This window comes from Sodalis sp. RH20, from assembly GCF_047324205.1.
In the GTDB taxonomy this organism is placed as follows: domain Bacteria; phylum Pseudomonadota; class Gammaproteobacteria; order Enterobacterales; family Enterobacteriaceae; genus Acerihabitans.
Genome location: NZ_CP178733.1, coordinates 5,312,251 through 5,325,941, shown reverse-complemented (window position 1 = coordinate 5,325,941; position 13,691 = coordinate 5,312,251). Strand labels below are relative to the sequence as shown.

General features: G+C 67.3%; 16 protein-coding genes. All 16 read left to right on the top strand.

Going from position 1 to position 13,691, the window contains the following annotated elements:
- Positions 1–4: 4 nt before the first annotated feature.
- The 16 genes from ACL2XM_RS24150 to ACL2XM_RS24075 all read left to right on the top strand — a co-directional run bounded on the left by ACL2XM_RS24150 (position 5) and on the right by ACL2XM_RS24075 (position 13,685).
- A complete protein-coding gene (locus ACL2XM_RS24150; protein WP_413731778.1) occupies positions 5–511 on the top strand; it encodes a PilL N-terminal domain-containing protein in 507 nt (168 codons plus the stop codon).
- A complete protein-coding gene (locus ACL2XM_RS24145) occupies positions 508–1,167 on the top strand; it encodes a hypothetical protein (protein ID WP_413731776.1) in 660 nt (219 codons plus the stop codon). Before ACL2XM_RS24150 ends, ACL2XM_RS24145 begins: the two co-directional genes overlap by 4 nt.
- 57 nt (positions 1,168–1,224) lie before the next feature.
- Positions 1,225–1,908: a TIGR03759 family integrating conjugative element protein gene (locus tag ACL2XM_RS24140; protein WP_413733262.1), complete on the top strand. Its 684-nt coding sequence runs from the start codon at positions 1,225–1,227 to the stop codon at positions 1,906–1,908.
- A complete protein-coding gene (locus ACL2XM_RS24135; protein ID WP_413731775.1) occupies positions 1,893–2,477 on the top strand; it encodes a transglycosylase SLT domain-containing protein in 585 nt (194 codons plus the stop codon). The genes ACL2XM_RS24140 and ACL2XM_RS24135 overlap by 16 nt, the downstream gene beginning before the upstream one ends.
- On the top strand, positions 2,474–3,007 hold the full coding sequence (locus ACL2XM_RS24130) for an integrating conjugative element protein (protein WP_413731773.1): 534 nt from the start codon (positions 2,474–2,476) through the stop codon (positions 3,005–3,007). Before ACL2XM_RS24135 ends, ACL2XM_RS24130 begins: the two co-directional genes overlap by 4 nt.
- Position 3,008: 1 nt before the next feature.
- Complete coding sequence (gene traD / locus ACL2XM_RS24125; protein ID WP_413731772.1) at positions 3,009–5,174, top strand: type IV conjugative transfer system coupling protein TraD; 2,166 nt, start codon at positions 3,009–3,011, stop codon at positions 5,172–5,174.
- Positions 5,171–5,920 carry a TIGR03747 family integrating conjugative element membrane protein gene (locus tag ACL2XM_RS24120; protein WP_413731770.1) on the top strand — a complete coding sequence of 250 codons (750 nt, stop codon included), beginning with the start codon at positions 5,171–5,173 and terminating at the stop codon, positions 5,918–5,920. Before traD ends, ACL2XM_RS24120 begins: the two co-directional genes overlap by 4 nt.
- Positions 5,921–6,035: 115 nt before the next feature.
- Positions 6,036–6,386, top strand: coding sequence for an RAQPRD family integrative conjugative element protein (locus ACL2XM_RS24115; RefSeq protein WP_413731769.1), 351 nt, complete (start codon positions 6,036–6,038; stop codon positions 6,384–6,386).
- Positions 6,383–6,616 carry a TIGR03758 family integrating conjugative element protein gene (locus ACL2XM_RS24110; protein WP_012639388.1) on the top strand — a complete coding sequence of 78 codons (234 nt, stop codon included), beginning with the start codon at positions 6,383–6,385 and terminating at the stop codon, positions 6,614–6,616. Before ACL2XM_RS24115 ends, ACL2XM_RS24110 begins: the two co-directional genes overlap by 4 nt.
- Positions 6,617–6,634: 18 nt before the next feature.
- A complete protein-coding gene (locus ACL2XM_RS24105) occupies positions 6,635–7,003 on the top strand; it encodes a TIGR03745 family integrating conjugative element membrane protein (protein ID WP_121721610.1) in 369 nt (122 codons plus the stop codon).
- 13 nt (positions 7,004–7,016) lie between these two features.
- Positions 7,017–7,415 carry a TIGR03750 family conjugal transfer protein gene (locus tag ACL2XM_RS24100; protein ID WP_121721609.1) on the top strand — a complete coding sequence of 133 codons (399 nt, stop codon included), beginning with the start codon at positions 7,017–7,019 and terminating at the stop codon, positions 7,413–7,415.
- Positions 7,412–8,080: a PFL_4703 family integrating conjugative element protein gene (locus ACL2XM_RS24095; RefSeq protein WP_413731767.1), complete on the top strand. Its 669-nt coding sequence runs from the start codon at positions 7,412–7,414 to the stop codon at positions 8,078–8,080. The genes ACL2XM_RS24100 and ACL2XM_RS24095 overlap by 4 nt, the downstream gene beginning before the upstream one ends.
- An 11-nt stretch (positions 8,081–8,091) precedes the next feature.
- Entirely contained in the window at positions 8,092–8,979 is an 888-nt protein-coding gene (locus tag ACL2XM_RS24090; protein WP_413731766.1) for a TIGR03749 family integrating conjugative element protein, read from the top strand.
- Positions 8,969–10,387 carry a TIGR03752 family integrating conjugative element protein gene (locus ACL2XM_RS24085; protein WP_413731765.1) on the top strand — a complete coding sequence of 473 codons (1,419 nt, stop codon included), beginning with the start codon at positions 8,969–8,971 and terminating at the stop codon, positions 10,385–10,387. The genes ACL2XM_RS24090 and ACL2XM_RS24085 overlap by 11 nt, the downstream gene beginning before the upstream one ends.
- The gene (locus ACL2XM_RS24080) at positions 10,368–10,802 is read left to right on the top strand and encodes a TIGR03751 family conjugal transfer lipoprotein (RefSeq protein ID WP_413731763.1); all 435 of its coding nucleotides are present in this window, start codon (positions 10,368–10,370) and stop codon (positions 10,800–10,802) included. The genes ACL2XM_RS24085 and ACL2XM_RS24080 overlap by 20 nt, the downstream gene beginning before the upstream one ends.
- Positions 10,803–13,685: a conjugative transfer ATPase gene (locus tag ACL2XM_RS24075; protein ID WP_413731761.1), complete on the top strand. Its 2,883-nt coding sequence runs from the start codon at positions 10,803–10,805 to the stop codon at positions 13,683–13,685. It abuts the gene before it with no gap.
- Positions 13,686–13,691: the final 6 nt, after the last annotated feature.

The following is a 13,691-nucleotide window of genomic DNA, read 5'->3' as shown; positions in this document are numbered from 1 at the left end:
CCGCATGCCACCCATTCGCCGCCAACACCTGGCCGGACACACCGCGCTTGCCGCCGGCCTGATTGCCGTCGCCCTGACCACCGGATGCGCCACGTCCTCCGTCGCGCCACCCGTCATCGAGCCGGAGCCCGAAGCACGCGCGCAGCCCGTGCCGGACGGCTGGATTCCCATCGTCCGGTATGGCCGCTACACCCTGGTGGAGCTGGTCCCGGAGACCGCCCAGCAAGACCTGCTGCTGCAGGTCATCGACGTGTCGATGCCGGCGACCTTGCCCGCGACGGTCGGCGAGGCGCTGCGCTACGTGCTGCTGCGTTCCGGCTACACCCTTTGCGAAGCCGATCCCGACGCCGCAGCGCTCCACCATCTTCCCTTGCCGGCGGCGCACCTGCGGCTTGGGCCGCTGTTCCTGCGCGACGCCCTGCTGACGTTGGCGGGGCCGGCCTGGGAGCTTCAGGTCGATGACGTGGCGCGGCGCGTGTGCTTCACCCAGGAACAGGAGCCGCTGCCATGACCCTGCCTCCCGATTTCCATCCGACATCCCGCACCCGCCTGCTGCGCGTCGCCGCAGCGACCTGGCTGCTGCTCGTCAGCGCGGCCGTCGTCGTCAATCACGTGTCCCTGTCCCGTCTCGCCGAGGAGGTGCGAGCCAGCGCACCGGCCATCGAGGTCGCGCTGCTGGATGGCCGCCTCACCGAACTGGAGTCGCGCACGGATAGCATCGGATACCAGCCCGAACCGCTGACCCAGGCCAGCCTCGACGCGGTTCGCCAGGCCCTGGAGGAACGGCTTGCCCGGCTTGAACAGGCGGACCCCGCGCAGGACGTTGCCACCGACATCGCGCACCTGCAAAGCCGTGTGGAACAGCTCGAAGCGCGTCTGAAGGAAGTCCGCCAGACGCCGGCACCCGCCGCCGCGCCGCCACGTCGCCCGCCCCCGGCCGAGGCCGCGCGACCCACGACCGTCGAGCCGCCATTCCGCCTGCTGGACATCGAACTGCGTGCCGGCGAGCGCTTCCTGTCCATCGCGCCCGCCGATTCCCGTTCGCTCGCGTCGGTGCGCGTGCTGCGTCTCGGCGAGACCGAGAGCGGCTGGCGGCTCGAATCCCTCGAAGGGCGCACCGCGACCTTTCTGTTCAACGGGCAGGCGCGGCGTTTGAGCGTGCCGTAGGAGGTCTTCGTGAAGCCGTGGTTCGTTCGTTTCGTTCTGGCGTTCGCCGTCACTTCGATGGCTTCGGCGGTCGCCGTCGCGCAGAACGCGCCTGCCGCCGATTCCCGCATCGTCCAGAGCCGGGACAGGGCCGCCATCGACGCCGATCTCGACGAACGCCTGGCGCGGGATTGGGGACTGCAAACCGAAGAGTGGGCGCGCTACCGGCAGTTGATGCAGGGACCGCTGGGCGTGTATTCGCCCGGCCTCGATCCCTTCACCGCCCTGGGCATCGAAGCGCGCACGGACGAGGAACGCCGACGTTACGCGGAGCTTCAGGTCCAGGCCGAGGCCCGCCGCGTCGAGAAGCTGCTGGCGTACCAGCGCGCCTACGACGACGCCTGGCAGCGGCTCCATCCCGCGCTTCAGCCCGTTGTCCTGACCGATGCCGGCGCTGCCCCCGCCACGTCCGGCGCCCTCGGCAGGCTGGCGGTCTTCATCAAGGACGACTGCCCGCCCTGCGAGCAGCGTGTGAAGCAGTTGCAGGCAGCGGGAACGGCTTTCGATCTCTACATGGTCGGCAGCCGCCAGGACGATGCGCGCATCCGGCAATGGGCCGCCAGGGCGGGCATCGAGCCGGCCAAGGTCCGCGCGCGGACCATCACCCTGAATCACGACGCGGGCCGGTGGCTGTCGATCGGTGTGCCGGGCGAGCTGCCGGCCGTCGTGCGCGAGGTCAACGGGCAATGGCAGCGTCAATGAGCCTGTACCGCGCGAGCGCGCTCTGCCTGCTTTTCTTCGCCGTCTGGATCACGCCCGCCCAGGCACGGGAGATTCCGCCGCCGGCCTATCAACTGGCCGCGCACGACGCCGGCATTCCCTCCGCCGTGCTGTACGCCGTGGCCTTGCAGGAAAGCGGCATCGAGCTGCGCGGACGGCGAACGCCCTGGCCGTGGACCTTGAATGTCGCCGGCCAGGCACGCCGATTCCAGACCCGCGAGGCCGCCTGCGCGAACCTGCGGCGCGCGCTGCGGGAAGTGCCGGCCACGCGCATCGACGTCGGGCTGGGACAGATCAACGCCGGCTACCAGGCACACCGCTTCGATCACCCCTGCGAGCTGCTGGACCCGTACCGGAATCTCGCACTCGCCGCCACGATCCTGCGCGAGCACCACAGGCCCGGCGATGACTGGCTGCTCGCCATCGGCCGCTACCACCGTCCCGCCGGTGGCGCGCCGGCAGCCCGCTACCGCCACAGCGTTCAGCAGCATCTGGCGCGCGTACAGGGCAGCCCGGTTCCGACCATCGCATCGAGGAGCCTTCGACCATGAACATCCGCCTGCGTGTGTTGCCTCTGCTGGGTCTGCTGGCCCTCACCGCTCATGCCACCGACCAGCCCCTTGTCGTCGTCGAGGATCGGGGTGGTACTTCCGCGCTGCCCTACTACCAGGCGCTGGATCTCCAGCCTCAAGCCTCCCGCCGGGAACGCCCGCCGCCGCGCATCGAGCTGCCGCCACAGGGGGAGCGCCTTGGCGAAGCCGACATGCTGCCGGTGCGTTCCCCGTCGCTGACGCCGGGTGCGATCGAGCGCCGGGTGATCGAGGCCCCCGGATTGAGGCCGCTGTTCCTGCTGGGCGACGACGAGCGCTCGCACCAGTGGCTGCGCCAGCGCGCGGACACCTTGCGCGAACTCGGCGCGGTCGGCCTCGTGGTCAACGTCGAATCCCAGGACGCACTGGATGCCCTGCGGCGCCTTGCGCCGGAACTCACCTTGTCCCCGGTCTCCGCCGACGACCTGGCCCGACGGCTCGGCATCCGCCACTACCCCGTGCTCATCACCGCCACGGGGATCGAGCAGTGACATGGCCCAGCCGCATTCGGTGGAAGTCCTGCTGCGGCCAGCGGTCGAGCTGTACACCGTCGCGGTCTGCCTCGGTGCCGCCGTTCTCTGCCTCGCCGCGCCCTGGTCGCTGGCACTGAGCCCGCTGCTGGGCCTGGCCGGCGCGCTGGCCTTTCTGACCTTCGGCACCATCCGCTTCTACGAAGCCTGGGCAATCCTGCGCTATCGCCGCAACATCCGCCGCATACCGCGCTACGTGATGGCGAGCCGCGACGTGCCGGTGAGCCAGCAGCGCCTGTTCGTGGGGCGGGGCTTTCGTTGGGATCAGCGCCACATCCACAGGCTGATGCAGACCTACCGGCCGGAGTTTCGCCGCTACGTCGAACCGACACCGCTCTACCGCTCCGCGCGGCGGCTGGAAGAGCGCCTGGAGTTCGCACCTTTCCCGCTATCGCGTCTGGCCCGCCTGACCACCTGGGACAACCCGCTGAACCCGGTGCGGCCGCTGCCGCCGGTCGGCGGTCTGCCACGGTTGCACGGCATCGAACCGCATGAGGTCGATGTGTCGCTGCCGCTCGGTGAGCGAGTGGGTCACAGTTTGGTCCTGGGAACCACCCGCGTCGGCAAGACACGGCTCGCGGAGTTGTTCATCACCCAGGACATCCGCCGCAAGGTCAACGGCGAACACGAAGTCGTGATCGTCTTCGATCCCAAGGGCGATGCGGACCTGCTCAAGCGCATGTACGTGGAGGCCCAGCGCGCCGGGCGCGCAGGGGAGTTCTATTGCTTTCATCTCGGCTGGCCGGACATCTCAGCGCGCTACAACGCGGTGGGCCGCTTTGGGCGGATTTCGGAAGTCGCCACGCGCATCGCCGGCCAGCTCTCCGGCGAAGGCAACAGCGCCGCGTTTCGTGAGTTCGCCTGGCGATTCGTAAACATCATCGCGCGCGCCCTGGTGGAGTTGGGACGACGCCCCGACTACCTGCTGATCCAGCGCCACGTCATCAACATCGATGCGCTGTTCATCGAGTACGCGCAGCACTTCTTCGCCAAGGCCGAACCGAAGGCCTGGGAGGTCATCGTCCAGCTCGAAGGCAGGCTGAACGACAAGAACATTCCCCGCCACATGATCGGACGGGAAAAGCGCGTGGTGGCGATCGAGCAGTATCTGTCGCAGGTGCGCGTCTACGACCCGGTGCTCGACGGCCTGCGTTCGGCGGTGCGCTACGACCGCACCTACTTCGACAAGATCGTCGCCTCGCTGCTGCCGCTGCTGGAAAAGCTCACCACCGGCAAGATCGCGCAACTCCTGGCGCCGAACTATGCCGATCTCGATGATCCGCGACCGATCTTCGACTGGATGCAGATCATCCGCAAACGCGCCGTGGTCTACGTCGGCCTGGATGCGCTGTCGGACGCCGAGGTCGCGGCGGCCGTGGGCAATTCGATGTTCAGCGATTTGGTTTCGGTCGCCGGGCACATCTACAAGTTCGGCATCGACGATGGCCTGCCCGGCGCCTCGACCGGCACCAAGGTGCCGATCAACGTGCATGCCGACGAGTTCAACGAATTGATGGGCGATGAATTCATCCCCATGGTGAACAAGGGCGGCGGCGCCGGTATGCAGGTCACGGCGTACACGCAAACACTCAGCGACATCGAGGCGCGCATCGGCAACCGCGCCAAGGCCGGCCAGGTCATCGGCAACTTCAACAACCTGTTCATGTTGCGCGTGCGGGAGACAATCACCGCCGAGCTGCTGACCCGGCAGTTGCCCAAGGTCGAGGTGTACACCACCTCGATCGTCAGTGGCGCGACGGATACCTCCGATCCCCAGGGGCACACCGCGTTCACGTCCAACACGCAGGACCGCATCACCACCACCAGCGTGCCGCTGATCGAACCGGCGCACGTGGTCAATCTGCCGAAGGGGCAGGCCTTCGCACTGCTCGAAGGCGGCAACCTGTGGAAGATCCGCATGCCCTTGCCTGCGCCCGACGCCGACGAGGCCATGCCCAAGGATTTGCAGGAGCTGGCCGGCTACATGCGTCAGCACTATGTCGATGCCGGCGACTGGTGGGAAAGCCAGGGCCTGCCGGCGTTGCAGCACGAGGCGCTGCCGGCAGACCTGCTCGACGACTTCAAGCAAATGGCCTTCGCCGATACTGCCGAGGATGGAAGGGCATGAGCGATCCAGCCGTCGCGGCGCAACGCCAACAGGTACGCCAGAGAGGTTTTCTCGCCAGCCTTGTCACCTTGCCGTTTCGCTTCTTCGGCGTGCTGTGCGGGTCGCTGCTGCTGTGCATCCTGGTCGAGTGGATCGGCATGCACCTGTTCTGGCCGGAACAGGGATGGCGCCACGCGCAAGACATGGTGGCCTACGAGCTGGACCAGCTATCGACCTACTTCACGCGCAGCGTGGTGGTGCAGGAACCGGGGCGCACCGCCCATCGGGTTGTCGAGTGGGCGTATGAATGGATCTTCCTCAAGACCGGGCTGCTGGAGTGGGTGCAGAACGCCTCCGCGCAGGCCAGCGCCGGCAGCCACGGTCAGACCAGGGATTTCCGCTACTACCTGAGTCAAGTCTACGTCTACCTGGAAAGCTATCTGATCGCGGCGGCGTACACGGTGCTGGTGTTCCTCGTGCGCCTGCTGGTGCTGTGCCTGATGCTGCCGCTGTTCCTCATGGCGGCATTCACGGGCCTCGTGGACGGCCTGGTACGCCGGGACATCCGCCGCTTCGGCGCGGGGCGCGAATCCGGCTTCGTCTATCACCGCGCCAAGGCGGCCTTGATGCCCCTGGTGGTACTGCCGTGGGCGGTCTACCTCGCGTTGCCGATCAGCGTGAGTCCGATCTTGATCCTGCTGCCCAGCGCCGTTCTGCTGGGCGTGGCCGTGGACGTGGCCGCCGGGAGCTTCAAGAAGTACCTCTAGCGTTCGCGTGCGGTGCGCCCAAGAAATGCGGTGGATCGGCCGTTCTTATTGATTGCGGAAACGCATCTCTTCTCGCCGCAGCATCACGCCATCCATACAACTTTCGGATCGCGCGATGGGCACGACGGCCAACACAGCATTCATCCGGTGGCGCGCGCTGGCTCCAGCCCTGGCCTGCCTGCTGCTGGTCACGCAAAGCGCGTTCGCCACTGATACCGCTTCCGAGCATGCGCAGCTCGCGGCGCTCGTGCGTCAGCTCGACATGCTCGACCGGCTGGCCGAGCACAGCGAGCGCCTGCCGAAGCAGGACGCCTCCCGCTACCACTTCGACTACGCGCGGCTGCGCGAGGACATCGAGCGTGTCCGCAGCGGCATCCGCGACTACCTGACGCCGCAGCGCGCACAGCCGCGCGACCCCACAACGCTGATCGGCGATTACCGCCAAGAGGCGGAGGACGCGCCATGACGGGCGATCAGGTCACCGCCTTTCAGGCCAACAGCGGTTTCGGCCCTTCGGATGTTTCCGTCGTCCTGGTCGGCGGCGTGTTCGTCGTGCTGTTGCTGTGGGGCGTCTGGGCACTGCGCACAGCCTATGTCGGCTGGGCCGAAAACAGCATCTCCCAGCGCCAGTTCCTCGGCGTCGCGGTGCGATTCGTCGCGATGTACGTCGTGCTGACGTTTTTCCTTCTCTCTTGACGCAAAGAGGATTCCGCCATGACTTTCCGTTCCATCTCCACTCGCTTCGCCCGCCTGGCCGGCATGCCCGCCGTCGCCGTGATCTCCGCGAGCCTGTCGCCGATCGTGCAGGCCCAGGGCCTGCCGACCATCGAAGACCCGTCGCGGGGCACCGGCAGCGGCATCATGGAGACGCTGCGCAATTACGGTTACGACATCGTGATGCTGGTCGCGCTGCTCGTGGTCGCCTCGATGTTCGTCGGCGTCTGCTACCACGCCTACAGCACCTATTCGGAGATTCACACCGGGCGCAAGACTTGGGGCCAGTTCGGTTTGACGGTCGCGATCGGCGCGATCCTGCTGGTCGTGGGCATCTGGCTGCTCACCGAAGCCACCGGCGTCCTGTAAGGAGGTCGGGGCGATGTCGGGGAGCCAGGACAGCCTGCACGACGGCACGGTGACGTTCCTGCCGCATCGTCTGAACCGCCAACCCGTGGTGGTGCGCGGGCTGACGGCCGACGAGCTGTGGGTCTGCGTGGGGCTCTCCGCCACAGTCGGCCTGGTGCTTGGCATTCCGCTGGCGTGGCTGGCGTCCACGCTCGCGATGGTGCCGACCCTGATCGTGGCGGCCATCGGCATGGGCGTGTTCGTTGGCGGCGGCGCGTTGCGACGCCACAAGCGGGGGCGTCCCGATACCTGGCTGTACCGGCACCTTCAGTGGTGGATCGCGCTGCGCCATCCCGCCCTCGCGCCCTACACGGGCGGCAGGTCGCTGGTCACGCGGTCGGGCTACTGGACGGCGCGCAGGAGTGCGCCATGAGTCGCTTCAAGAACGAGATCACGCACCTGCAGGCGCACATCAAGACCTTGCGCATGGGAGCCGGCGCGCTGTTCGTCGTCGCCCTGGTGCTGGGCTTCGGCTGGTGGAGCGCGCCCCGCGATCTGACCATCCACGTGCCGCCGGACCTGCGTTCGGGCAGCGTGCGCAAGTGGTGGGAAGTGCCGCCGGAGTCGGTCTACGCCTTCACCTTCTATGTCTTCCAGCAGCTCAACCGCTGGCCGACGAACGGCGAGGACGACTACGCGCGCAACATTCACGCGCTGTCGGCCTACCTGACACCCGGCTGTCAGATCTTCCTGCGGCGCGACTACGAACAGCGCCGCAGCACGGGCGAACTGCGTCAGCGCGTGCGGGGCATCTACGAGATTCCCGGTCGCGGCTTCGGCGACGACCCGACGGCGCGCGTCCGTGTGGTGTCCGACCGCGACTGGATCGTCACGCTGGACATAACGGCCGACGAATACCACGGCGCCGAGCAGGTCAAGCGCGCCCTGGTGAGGTATCCGCTGAAAGTGGTGCGTCTGGACATCGACCCGGAGCGCAATCCCTTCGGCCTGGCACTGGACTGTTACAGCAGCACCCCGCAACGCATCGCGCCGCAGGCGGCAGCCGCCTCCGCCGTCGATGGTCCCGGTGGTCCGTAGGGAGTCCCGCGATGAAACGTCTTGTCCTCAGCTTCCTGACAACCGCCACCTTGACCTTGGGCCTGATCCCGAGCGCTCTGGCGCTGGAGATTCTGCGCTGGGAGCGGTTGCCGCTGGCCGTGCCTCTAGTGGTCGGCCACGAGCGCGTGATCTTCATCGACCGCAATGTGCGTGTCGGCGTGCCCGCCTCGCTGGGCGACCGCCTGCGTGTGCAAAGCGCCGGTGGCGCCCTCTATCTATTTGCCAGCGAACCGATCGAGCCGACCCGTCTGCAATTGCAGGATGCCAACACGGGCATCCTGATCCTGCTCGACATTTCCGCCGAGCCTGGCGAGGCACCGCTGGAACCTGTGCGCATCGTCGAAGGCGAATCGCACGCGAAGCGCTACGGCGATGCCGGCCAGCAGCCGGCCGTCGATGCGGCGCGACTCCCCGCACGGGAGACGCCGATTCCCGTGGTGCTGACGCGCTACGCCGCACAGAGCCTGTACGCGCCCCTGCGCACGGTGGAGCCGGTGAACGGCGTCGTGCGCGTGAACCTGCGCCGCGACCTGGCGCTCGACACACTGCTGCCGACGCTGCCGGTGCGCGCCAGGGCGCTGGCCGCGTGGCGGCTGGAAGATCAATGGGTGACGGCGATCCGGCTGACCAACACGTCCGCCCGGTGGATCGACCTGGACCCGCGCGCCTTGCAGGGCGATTTCGTCGCCGCGACGTTCCAGCACCCCGACCTGGGGCCGGCGGGCGATTCGCGCGACACCAGCGTGGTGTACCTGGTGACGCGCAGCCAGGGCCTGGCGCAATCGCTGCTGCCGACCATCAGTCCCATCGACGCTTCGCACAACTTGCCGGCTTCCGCAGCGGCCGGCAGCGCGGAAGGAGCCGGCGATGCGCAGTAACGGTTTGCTCAAGTGGTTGATGCTGCCGATGGCGCTGTTGCTGGTCTTCATCGGCATCAAGCTATTTTCTGGCGACCGTGACGCATCGCCGCTCCCCGGCGATGCCGGCGGCCAACTGACGGCGGACGAGATGCGGGCGCTCGGCATCGAAGGCGACACGCCGCACGATACGGTCGCCACGCTGGTGGCCCAGGTACGGCAGTTGCGCACCGAATTGCAGACCGCACTGTCCGACAACCGCAACCAGCGGGCGGAGAACGACCGCCTGCGTCAGCGCGAGCGGTCGATCGAGCAGCGTATCCAGAATGTCCTGGACACCGAACGCGCCCAACTGCGTCAGGATCGCGAACAGACGGCCAGCGAACGGCAACAGGCCCAAGGGTTGTTGCAGGACTTGCAACGCCAGTTTGAAGGCCTGGGGGGCAGGGCCGGCCACACCGACCTGCCGATCGGTCTCGGGCTGGAGGACGGCGACGGCCAGCACTTCGGCCGCGATGGCGTGCGCTGGATCGAGCCGGACGACGCCAGGCCCGCCGAAGGCCGCAGCGGCAGTCGCAGCGGCTTCAGCTTCCCCAACGATTTCAGCCCGGTCGGGGAAACTCTGGACGCCGCATCCGAGACCCTCGGCCGCGCCACCGGCGGTGCCGTCGGCACGTCGTCGCTTGAGGCGGTCTACACGGTGCCGTCGAACTCGACCCTGATGGGATCGATCGCGATGACGGCGCTCATCGGGCGCGTGCCCATCGACGGCACGGTGAACGATCCCTATCCGTTCAAGGTCGTCATCGGCCCCGACAACCTCACGGCCAACGGCATCGACATCCCGGATGTGGCCGGCGCGGTGGTCAGCGGCACGGCCTCGGGGGACTGGACGCTTTCCTGCGTGCGCGGGCAAATCCGCTCCATCACCTTTGTGTTCGAGGACGGCACCATCCGCACGCTGCCGGAAGAGTCCGGTCGCAGCGGCAGCAACCGGAGCGACACCGGCACCCAGGGCGGTCTCGGCTGGATCAGCGATCCCTACGGCATCCCTTGTGTCAGCGGTGAGCGGCGCAGCAACGCCCAGCAGTACCTCGGCACCCAGGCCCTGATCACGGCCGCCGGCGCGGGCGCGGCCTCGCTGATCGACTCGGACAGCGGCCGGGTGTCCTACGTCGGCAGTGACGGCTCGATCGGGACGGTCGGGATCACCGCCAACGAGGCCATGGGCCGCATCCTGGCCGGCGGGGTGCAGGAGATGTCGCAGTGGGTGAACAAGCTCTACGGCCAGGCCTTCGCCGCCGTCTACGTCGAGCCGGGCGCCAAGGTCGCCGTGCATATCGAGCAGCCACTCACCATCGACTACGACGCCAAGGGGCGCCGGGTCGATCACCGTCTCGGAGGTTCCCATGTCCCGGATCTGGATTGAACGGCTTGCCGTCGTGCTCGCGGTCGTCGCACTGGCCGGCTGCGCGACCAGCAAGGAGAAGCTGATGACCCACGGCGACCAGACCATGCTCGACATCTGGAATCAGGAAACGGGCGGACCGGCGGGCGGCGGCCGCGCATCGCGCGAGCTGCTGCACGCCCGGCAGACCCTGCGCCGGCCGCTCACCGACACGGACGTGCAGGCCGCGCTCAGCGTGCAGACCCGTTACACCCGCACGGCGCAGAACGAGATTTACCGGCAGTTCCACCGCCTCCCCAACCCGGACCTGGTGATGTACGTGTTCCCGCACCTGGCCGGTACCGATCCGGTGCCGGTGCCCGGCTACAGCACGGTGTTCCCGTTTTATCAGCGCGTGCAGTACGCCCTGCCGGGCGAGCGCGTGGAGGACTATTGAATGGCGTGGTCGCTGCCGTGGCCGCGCAAACCTGTGCCGGCATCCGAGGAATCCGAAGCACAGCAGGCCGACGCCTGGGAACGCCATGTGGCCGACCTGAAAGCGCATGGCATTCCCGAGCCCGGCACCCGCCTCGATCCGAAACACCGGCCCGCCACTCAGGCGGACGAACAGGCTCTCTACGACGTGCCGTCTTCCTTCGTGGACCTGTTGCCGTGGGTGGAATATCTGGCCGACGCCAAGAGCCTGTTGCTGGAGGACGGTGAATCGGTGGCGTCGTTCTTCGAGCTGACACCGATCGGCACCGAAGGACGCGAAAGCGACTGGCTGTGGCAGGCCCGAGACGCGCTGGAGAACGCCCTGCAAGACAGCTTCGACGAACTCGACGAGCAACCCTGGGTGGTACAGCTCTATGCCCAGGACGAAGCCGACTGGACGGGCTATCTGAATGTCTTGCGGGACTACATCCAGCCGCGCGCGCAGGGCAGCGCGTTCAGCGACTTCTACCTGCGGTTCTTCGCACATCACCTGCGAGCCATCACCAAGCCGGGCGGCCTGTTCGACGACACCACCGTGACTCGCCTGCCGTGGCGCGGCCAGACGCGGCGCGTGCGCATGGTGGTCTATCGTCGCGCGCCGGGCGCTTCACACCGTCGCGGCCAATCACCCGGACAGGCCCTGGCAACGGTATGCGACCGGCTGGCCGGCGGTCTCGCCAATGCCGGGGTCAAGGCGCGGCGCCTGGGCGCAGCGGACATCCACGCCTGGTTGCTGCGCTGGTTCAACCCGAACCCGAGCTTGCTGGGCGCGACGGCTGCCGATCGTGAGCGCTTCTACCAGTTGGCCGCCTACCCCGAAGAAGCGAACGAAGGCGACGTCGAACTCGCCAGCGGCACGGACTTCTCGCAACGGCTGTTCTTCGGCCAGCCACGCTCCGACGTGGCGAACGGCATCTGGTTTTTCGACAACATGCCGCATCGGGTCATGGTGCTCGACCGGCTGCGCACGCCGCCGGCAACCGGACATCTCACCGGGGAAACGCGCAAAGGCGGCGATGCGTGCAACGCGCTGTTCGACCAGATGCCCGAGGACACCGTAATGTGCCTGACCCTGGTCGCCACGCCACAGGACGCGCTGGAAGCGCATCTGAACTACCTGGGCAAGAAAGCAGTCGGCGAAACGCTGGCGTCCGAGCAGGCCCGCCAGGATGTGCAGCAGGCGCGTTCGTTGATCGGCAGTTCGCACAAGCTCTATCGCGGCGCGCTGGCCTTCTACCTGCGCGGGCGCGACATGGCCGAACTCGACGCGCGCGGCCTGCAACTCGCCAACGTCATGCTCAACGCCGGCCTGCAACCTGTGCGCGAGGAGGATGAAGTCGCGCCGCTCAACAGCTATTTGCGTTGGCTTCCCTGCCTCTATGACCCGGCAAAGGACCGGCGCCAGTGGTACACCCAGCTCATGTTCGCGCAGCACGCGGCGAACCTCGCGCCCGTGTGGGGGCGCAATCAGGGCACCGGACACCCCGGCATCACCTTCTTCAATCGCGGCGGCGGCACCGTGACGTTCGACCCGCTCAACCGTCGCGACCGGCAAATGAATGCCCATCTGTTCCTGTTCGGCCCGACCGGCTCGGGCAAGTCGGCCACGCTCAACAACATCCTCAACCAGCTCGTCGCGATCTACCGCCCCCGGCTGTTCATCGTCGAGGCGGGCAATTCGTTCGGCCTGTTTGGCGAATTCGCCCAGCGCCTTGGCCTGACGGTGCATCGGGTGAAACTGGCACCCGGCGCCGGCGTGAGTCTCGCGCCCTTCGCCGATGCATGGCGTCTGGTCGATACGCCCGGCCAAGTGCGCACGCTGGATGCCGATGCCCTGGACGAAGAACAGGACGCTGCGGACGCCTCGACCGAAAGCGACGAACAGCGCGACGTGCTCGGTGAATTGGAGATCACTGCCCGCCTGATGATCACCGGCGGCGAGGACAAGGAAGAGGCGCGTATGACCCGTGCCGACCGCAGCCTGATTCGCCAGTGCATTCTCGACGCGGCGCATCGCTGTGCGCCGGGGAAGCGCACGGTGCTGACCGAGGACGTGCGCGACGCCCTGCGCGATCGCGCCAGCGATTCCGCGCTGCCGGAAGCCCGGCGCGCTCGCCTGCTGGAAATGGCGGACGCGATGGATATGTTCTGCCAGGGACTGGATGGCGAAATGTTCAACCGTCCCGGCACGCCATGGCCGGAGGCCGACATCACCATCGTCGATCTGGCGACCTTCGCGCGCGAGGGCTACAACGCGCAGCTTTCCATCGCCTACATCTCGCTCATCAACACCGTCAACAACATCGCCGAAAGGGATCAATTCCTGGGGCGCCCCATCGTCAACGTCACCGACGAGGGTCACATCATCACCCGCAATCCATTGCTTGCCCCTTACGTCGTCAAGATCACCAAGATGTGGCGCAAGCTCGGCGCCTGGTTCTGGCTGGCGACACAGAACCTGGACGATCTGCCCAAGGCCGCCGAACCGATGCTGTCGATGATCGAGTGGTGGATCTGCCTGTCGATGCCGCCCGACGAAGTGGAGAAGGTCGCACGCTTCCGCGAACTCAACCCCGCGCAGAAGGCGTTGATGCTGTCGGCGCGCAAGGAGTCCGGTAAGTTCAGCGAAGGCGTGATCTTGTCGAAGTCGATGGAAGTCCTGTTCCGCGCCGTGCCGCCGAGTCTCTACCTGGCCATGGCGATGACCGAACCCGAGGAGAAGGCCGAGCGCTACCAGTTGATGCGGGAACACGGCATCGGCGAATTGGAAGCCGCCTTCAAAGTCGCCGAGAAGATCGACCGCGCACGCGGCATCGAGCCATTGCCGCTCGACGCCTTCGGTTGAGGGGAG

Excerpts from the sequence above, each read along its gene's own strand:
- ACL2XM_RS24130 (WP_413731773.1), top strand. The coding sequence starts at position 2,474 with ATGAACATCCGCCTGCGTGTGTTGCCTCTGCTGGGTCTGCTGGCCCTC.
- ACL2XM_RS24140 (WP_413733262.1), top strand. The coding sequence starts at position 1,225 with ATGGCTTCGGCGGTCGCCGTCGCGCAGAACGCGCCTGCCGCCGATTCC.
- ACL2XM_RS24135 (WP_413731775.1), top strand. The coding sequence starts at position 1,893 with ATGGCAGCGTCAATGAGCCTGTACCGCGCGAGCGCGCTCTGCCTGCTT.
- traD (WP_413731772.1), top strand. The coding sequence starts at position 3,009 with ATGGCCCAGCCGCATTCGGTGGAAGTCCTGCTGCGGCCAGCGGTCGAG.
- ACL2XM_RS24085 (WP_413731765.1), top strand. The coding sequence starts at position 8,969 with ATGCGCAGTAACGGTTTGCTCAAGTGGTTGATGCTGCCGATGGCGCTG.
- ACL2XM_RS24090 (WP_413731766.1), top strand. The coding sequence starts at position 8,092 with ATGAAACGTCTTGTCCTCAGCTTCCTGACAACCGCCACCTTGACCTTG.
- ACL2XM_RS24120 (WP_413731770.1), top strand. The coding sequence starts at position 5,171 with ATGAGCGATCCAGCCGTCGCGGCGCAACGCCAACAGGTACGCCAGAGA.
- ACL2XM_RS24080 (WP_413731763.1), top strand. The coding sequence starts at position 10,368 with ATGTCCCGGATCTGGATTGAACGGCTTGCCGTCGTGCTCGCGGTCGTC.
- ACL2XM_RS24110 (WP_012639388.1), top strand. The coding sequence starts at position 6,383 with ATGACGGGCGATCAGGTCACCGCCTTTCAGGCCAACAGCGGTTTCGGC.
- ACL2XM_RS24145 (WP_413731776.1), top strand. The coding sequence starts at position 508 with ATGACCCTGCCTCCCGATTTCCATCCGACATCCCGCACCCGCCTGCTG.
- ACL2XM_RS24075 (WP_413731761.1), top strand. The coding sequence starts at position 10,803 with ATGGCGTGGTCGCTGCCGTGGCCGCGCAAACCTGTGCCGGCATCCGAG.
- ACL2XM_RS24115 (WP_413731769.1), top strand. The coding sequence starts at position 6,036 with ATGGGCACGACGGCCAACACAGCATTCATCCGGTGGCGCGCGCTGGCT.
- ACL2XM_RS24105 (WP_121721610.1), top strand. The coding sequence starts at position 6,635 with ATGACTTTCCGTTCCATCTCCACTCGCTTCGCCCGCCTGGCCGGCATG.
- ACL2XM_RS24100 (WP_121721609.1), top strand. The coding sequence starts at position 7,017 with ATGTCGGGGAGCCAGGACAGCCTGCACGACGGCACGGTGACGTTCCTG.
- ACL2XM_RS24150 (WP_413731778.1), top strand. The coding sequence starts at position 5 with ATGCCACCCATTCGCCGCCAACACCTGGCCGGACACACCGCGCTTGCC.
- ACL2XM_RS24095 (WP_413731767.1), top strand. The coding sequence starts at position 7,412 with ATGAGTCGCTTCAAGAACGAGATCACGCACCTGCAGGCGCACATCAAG.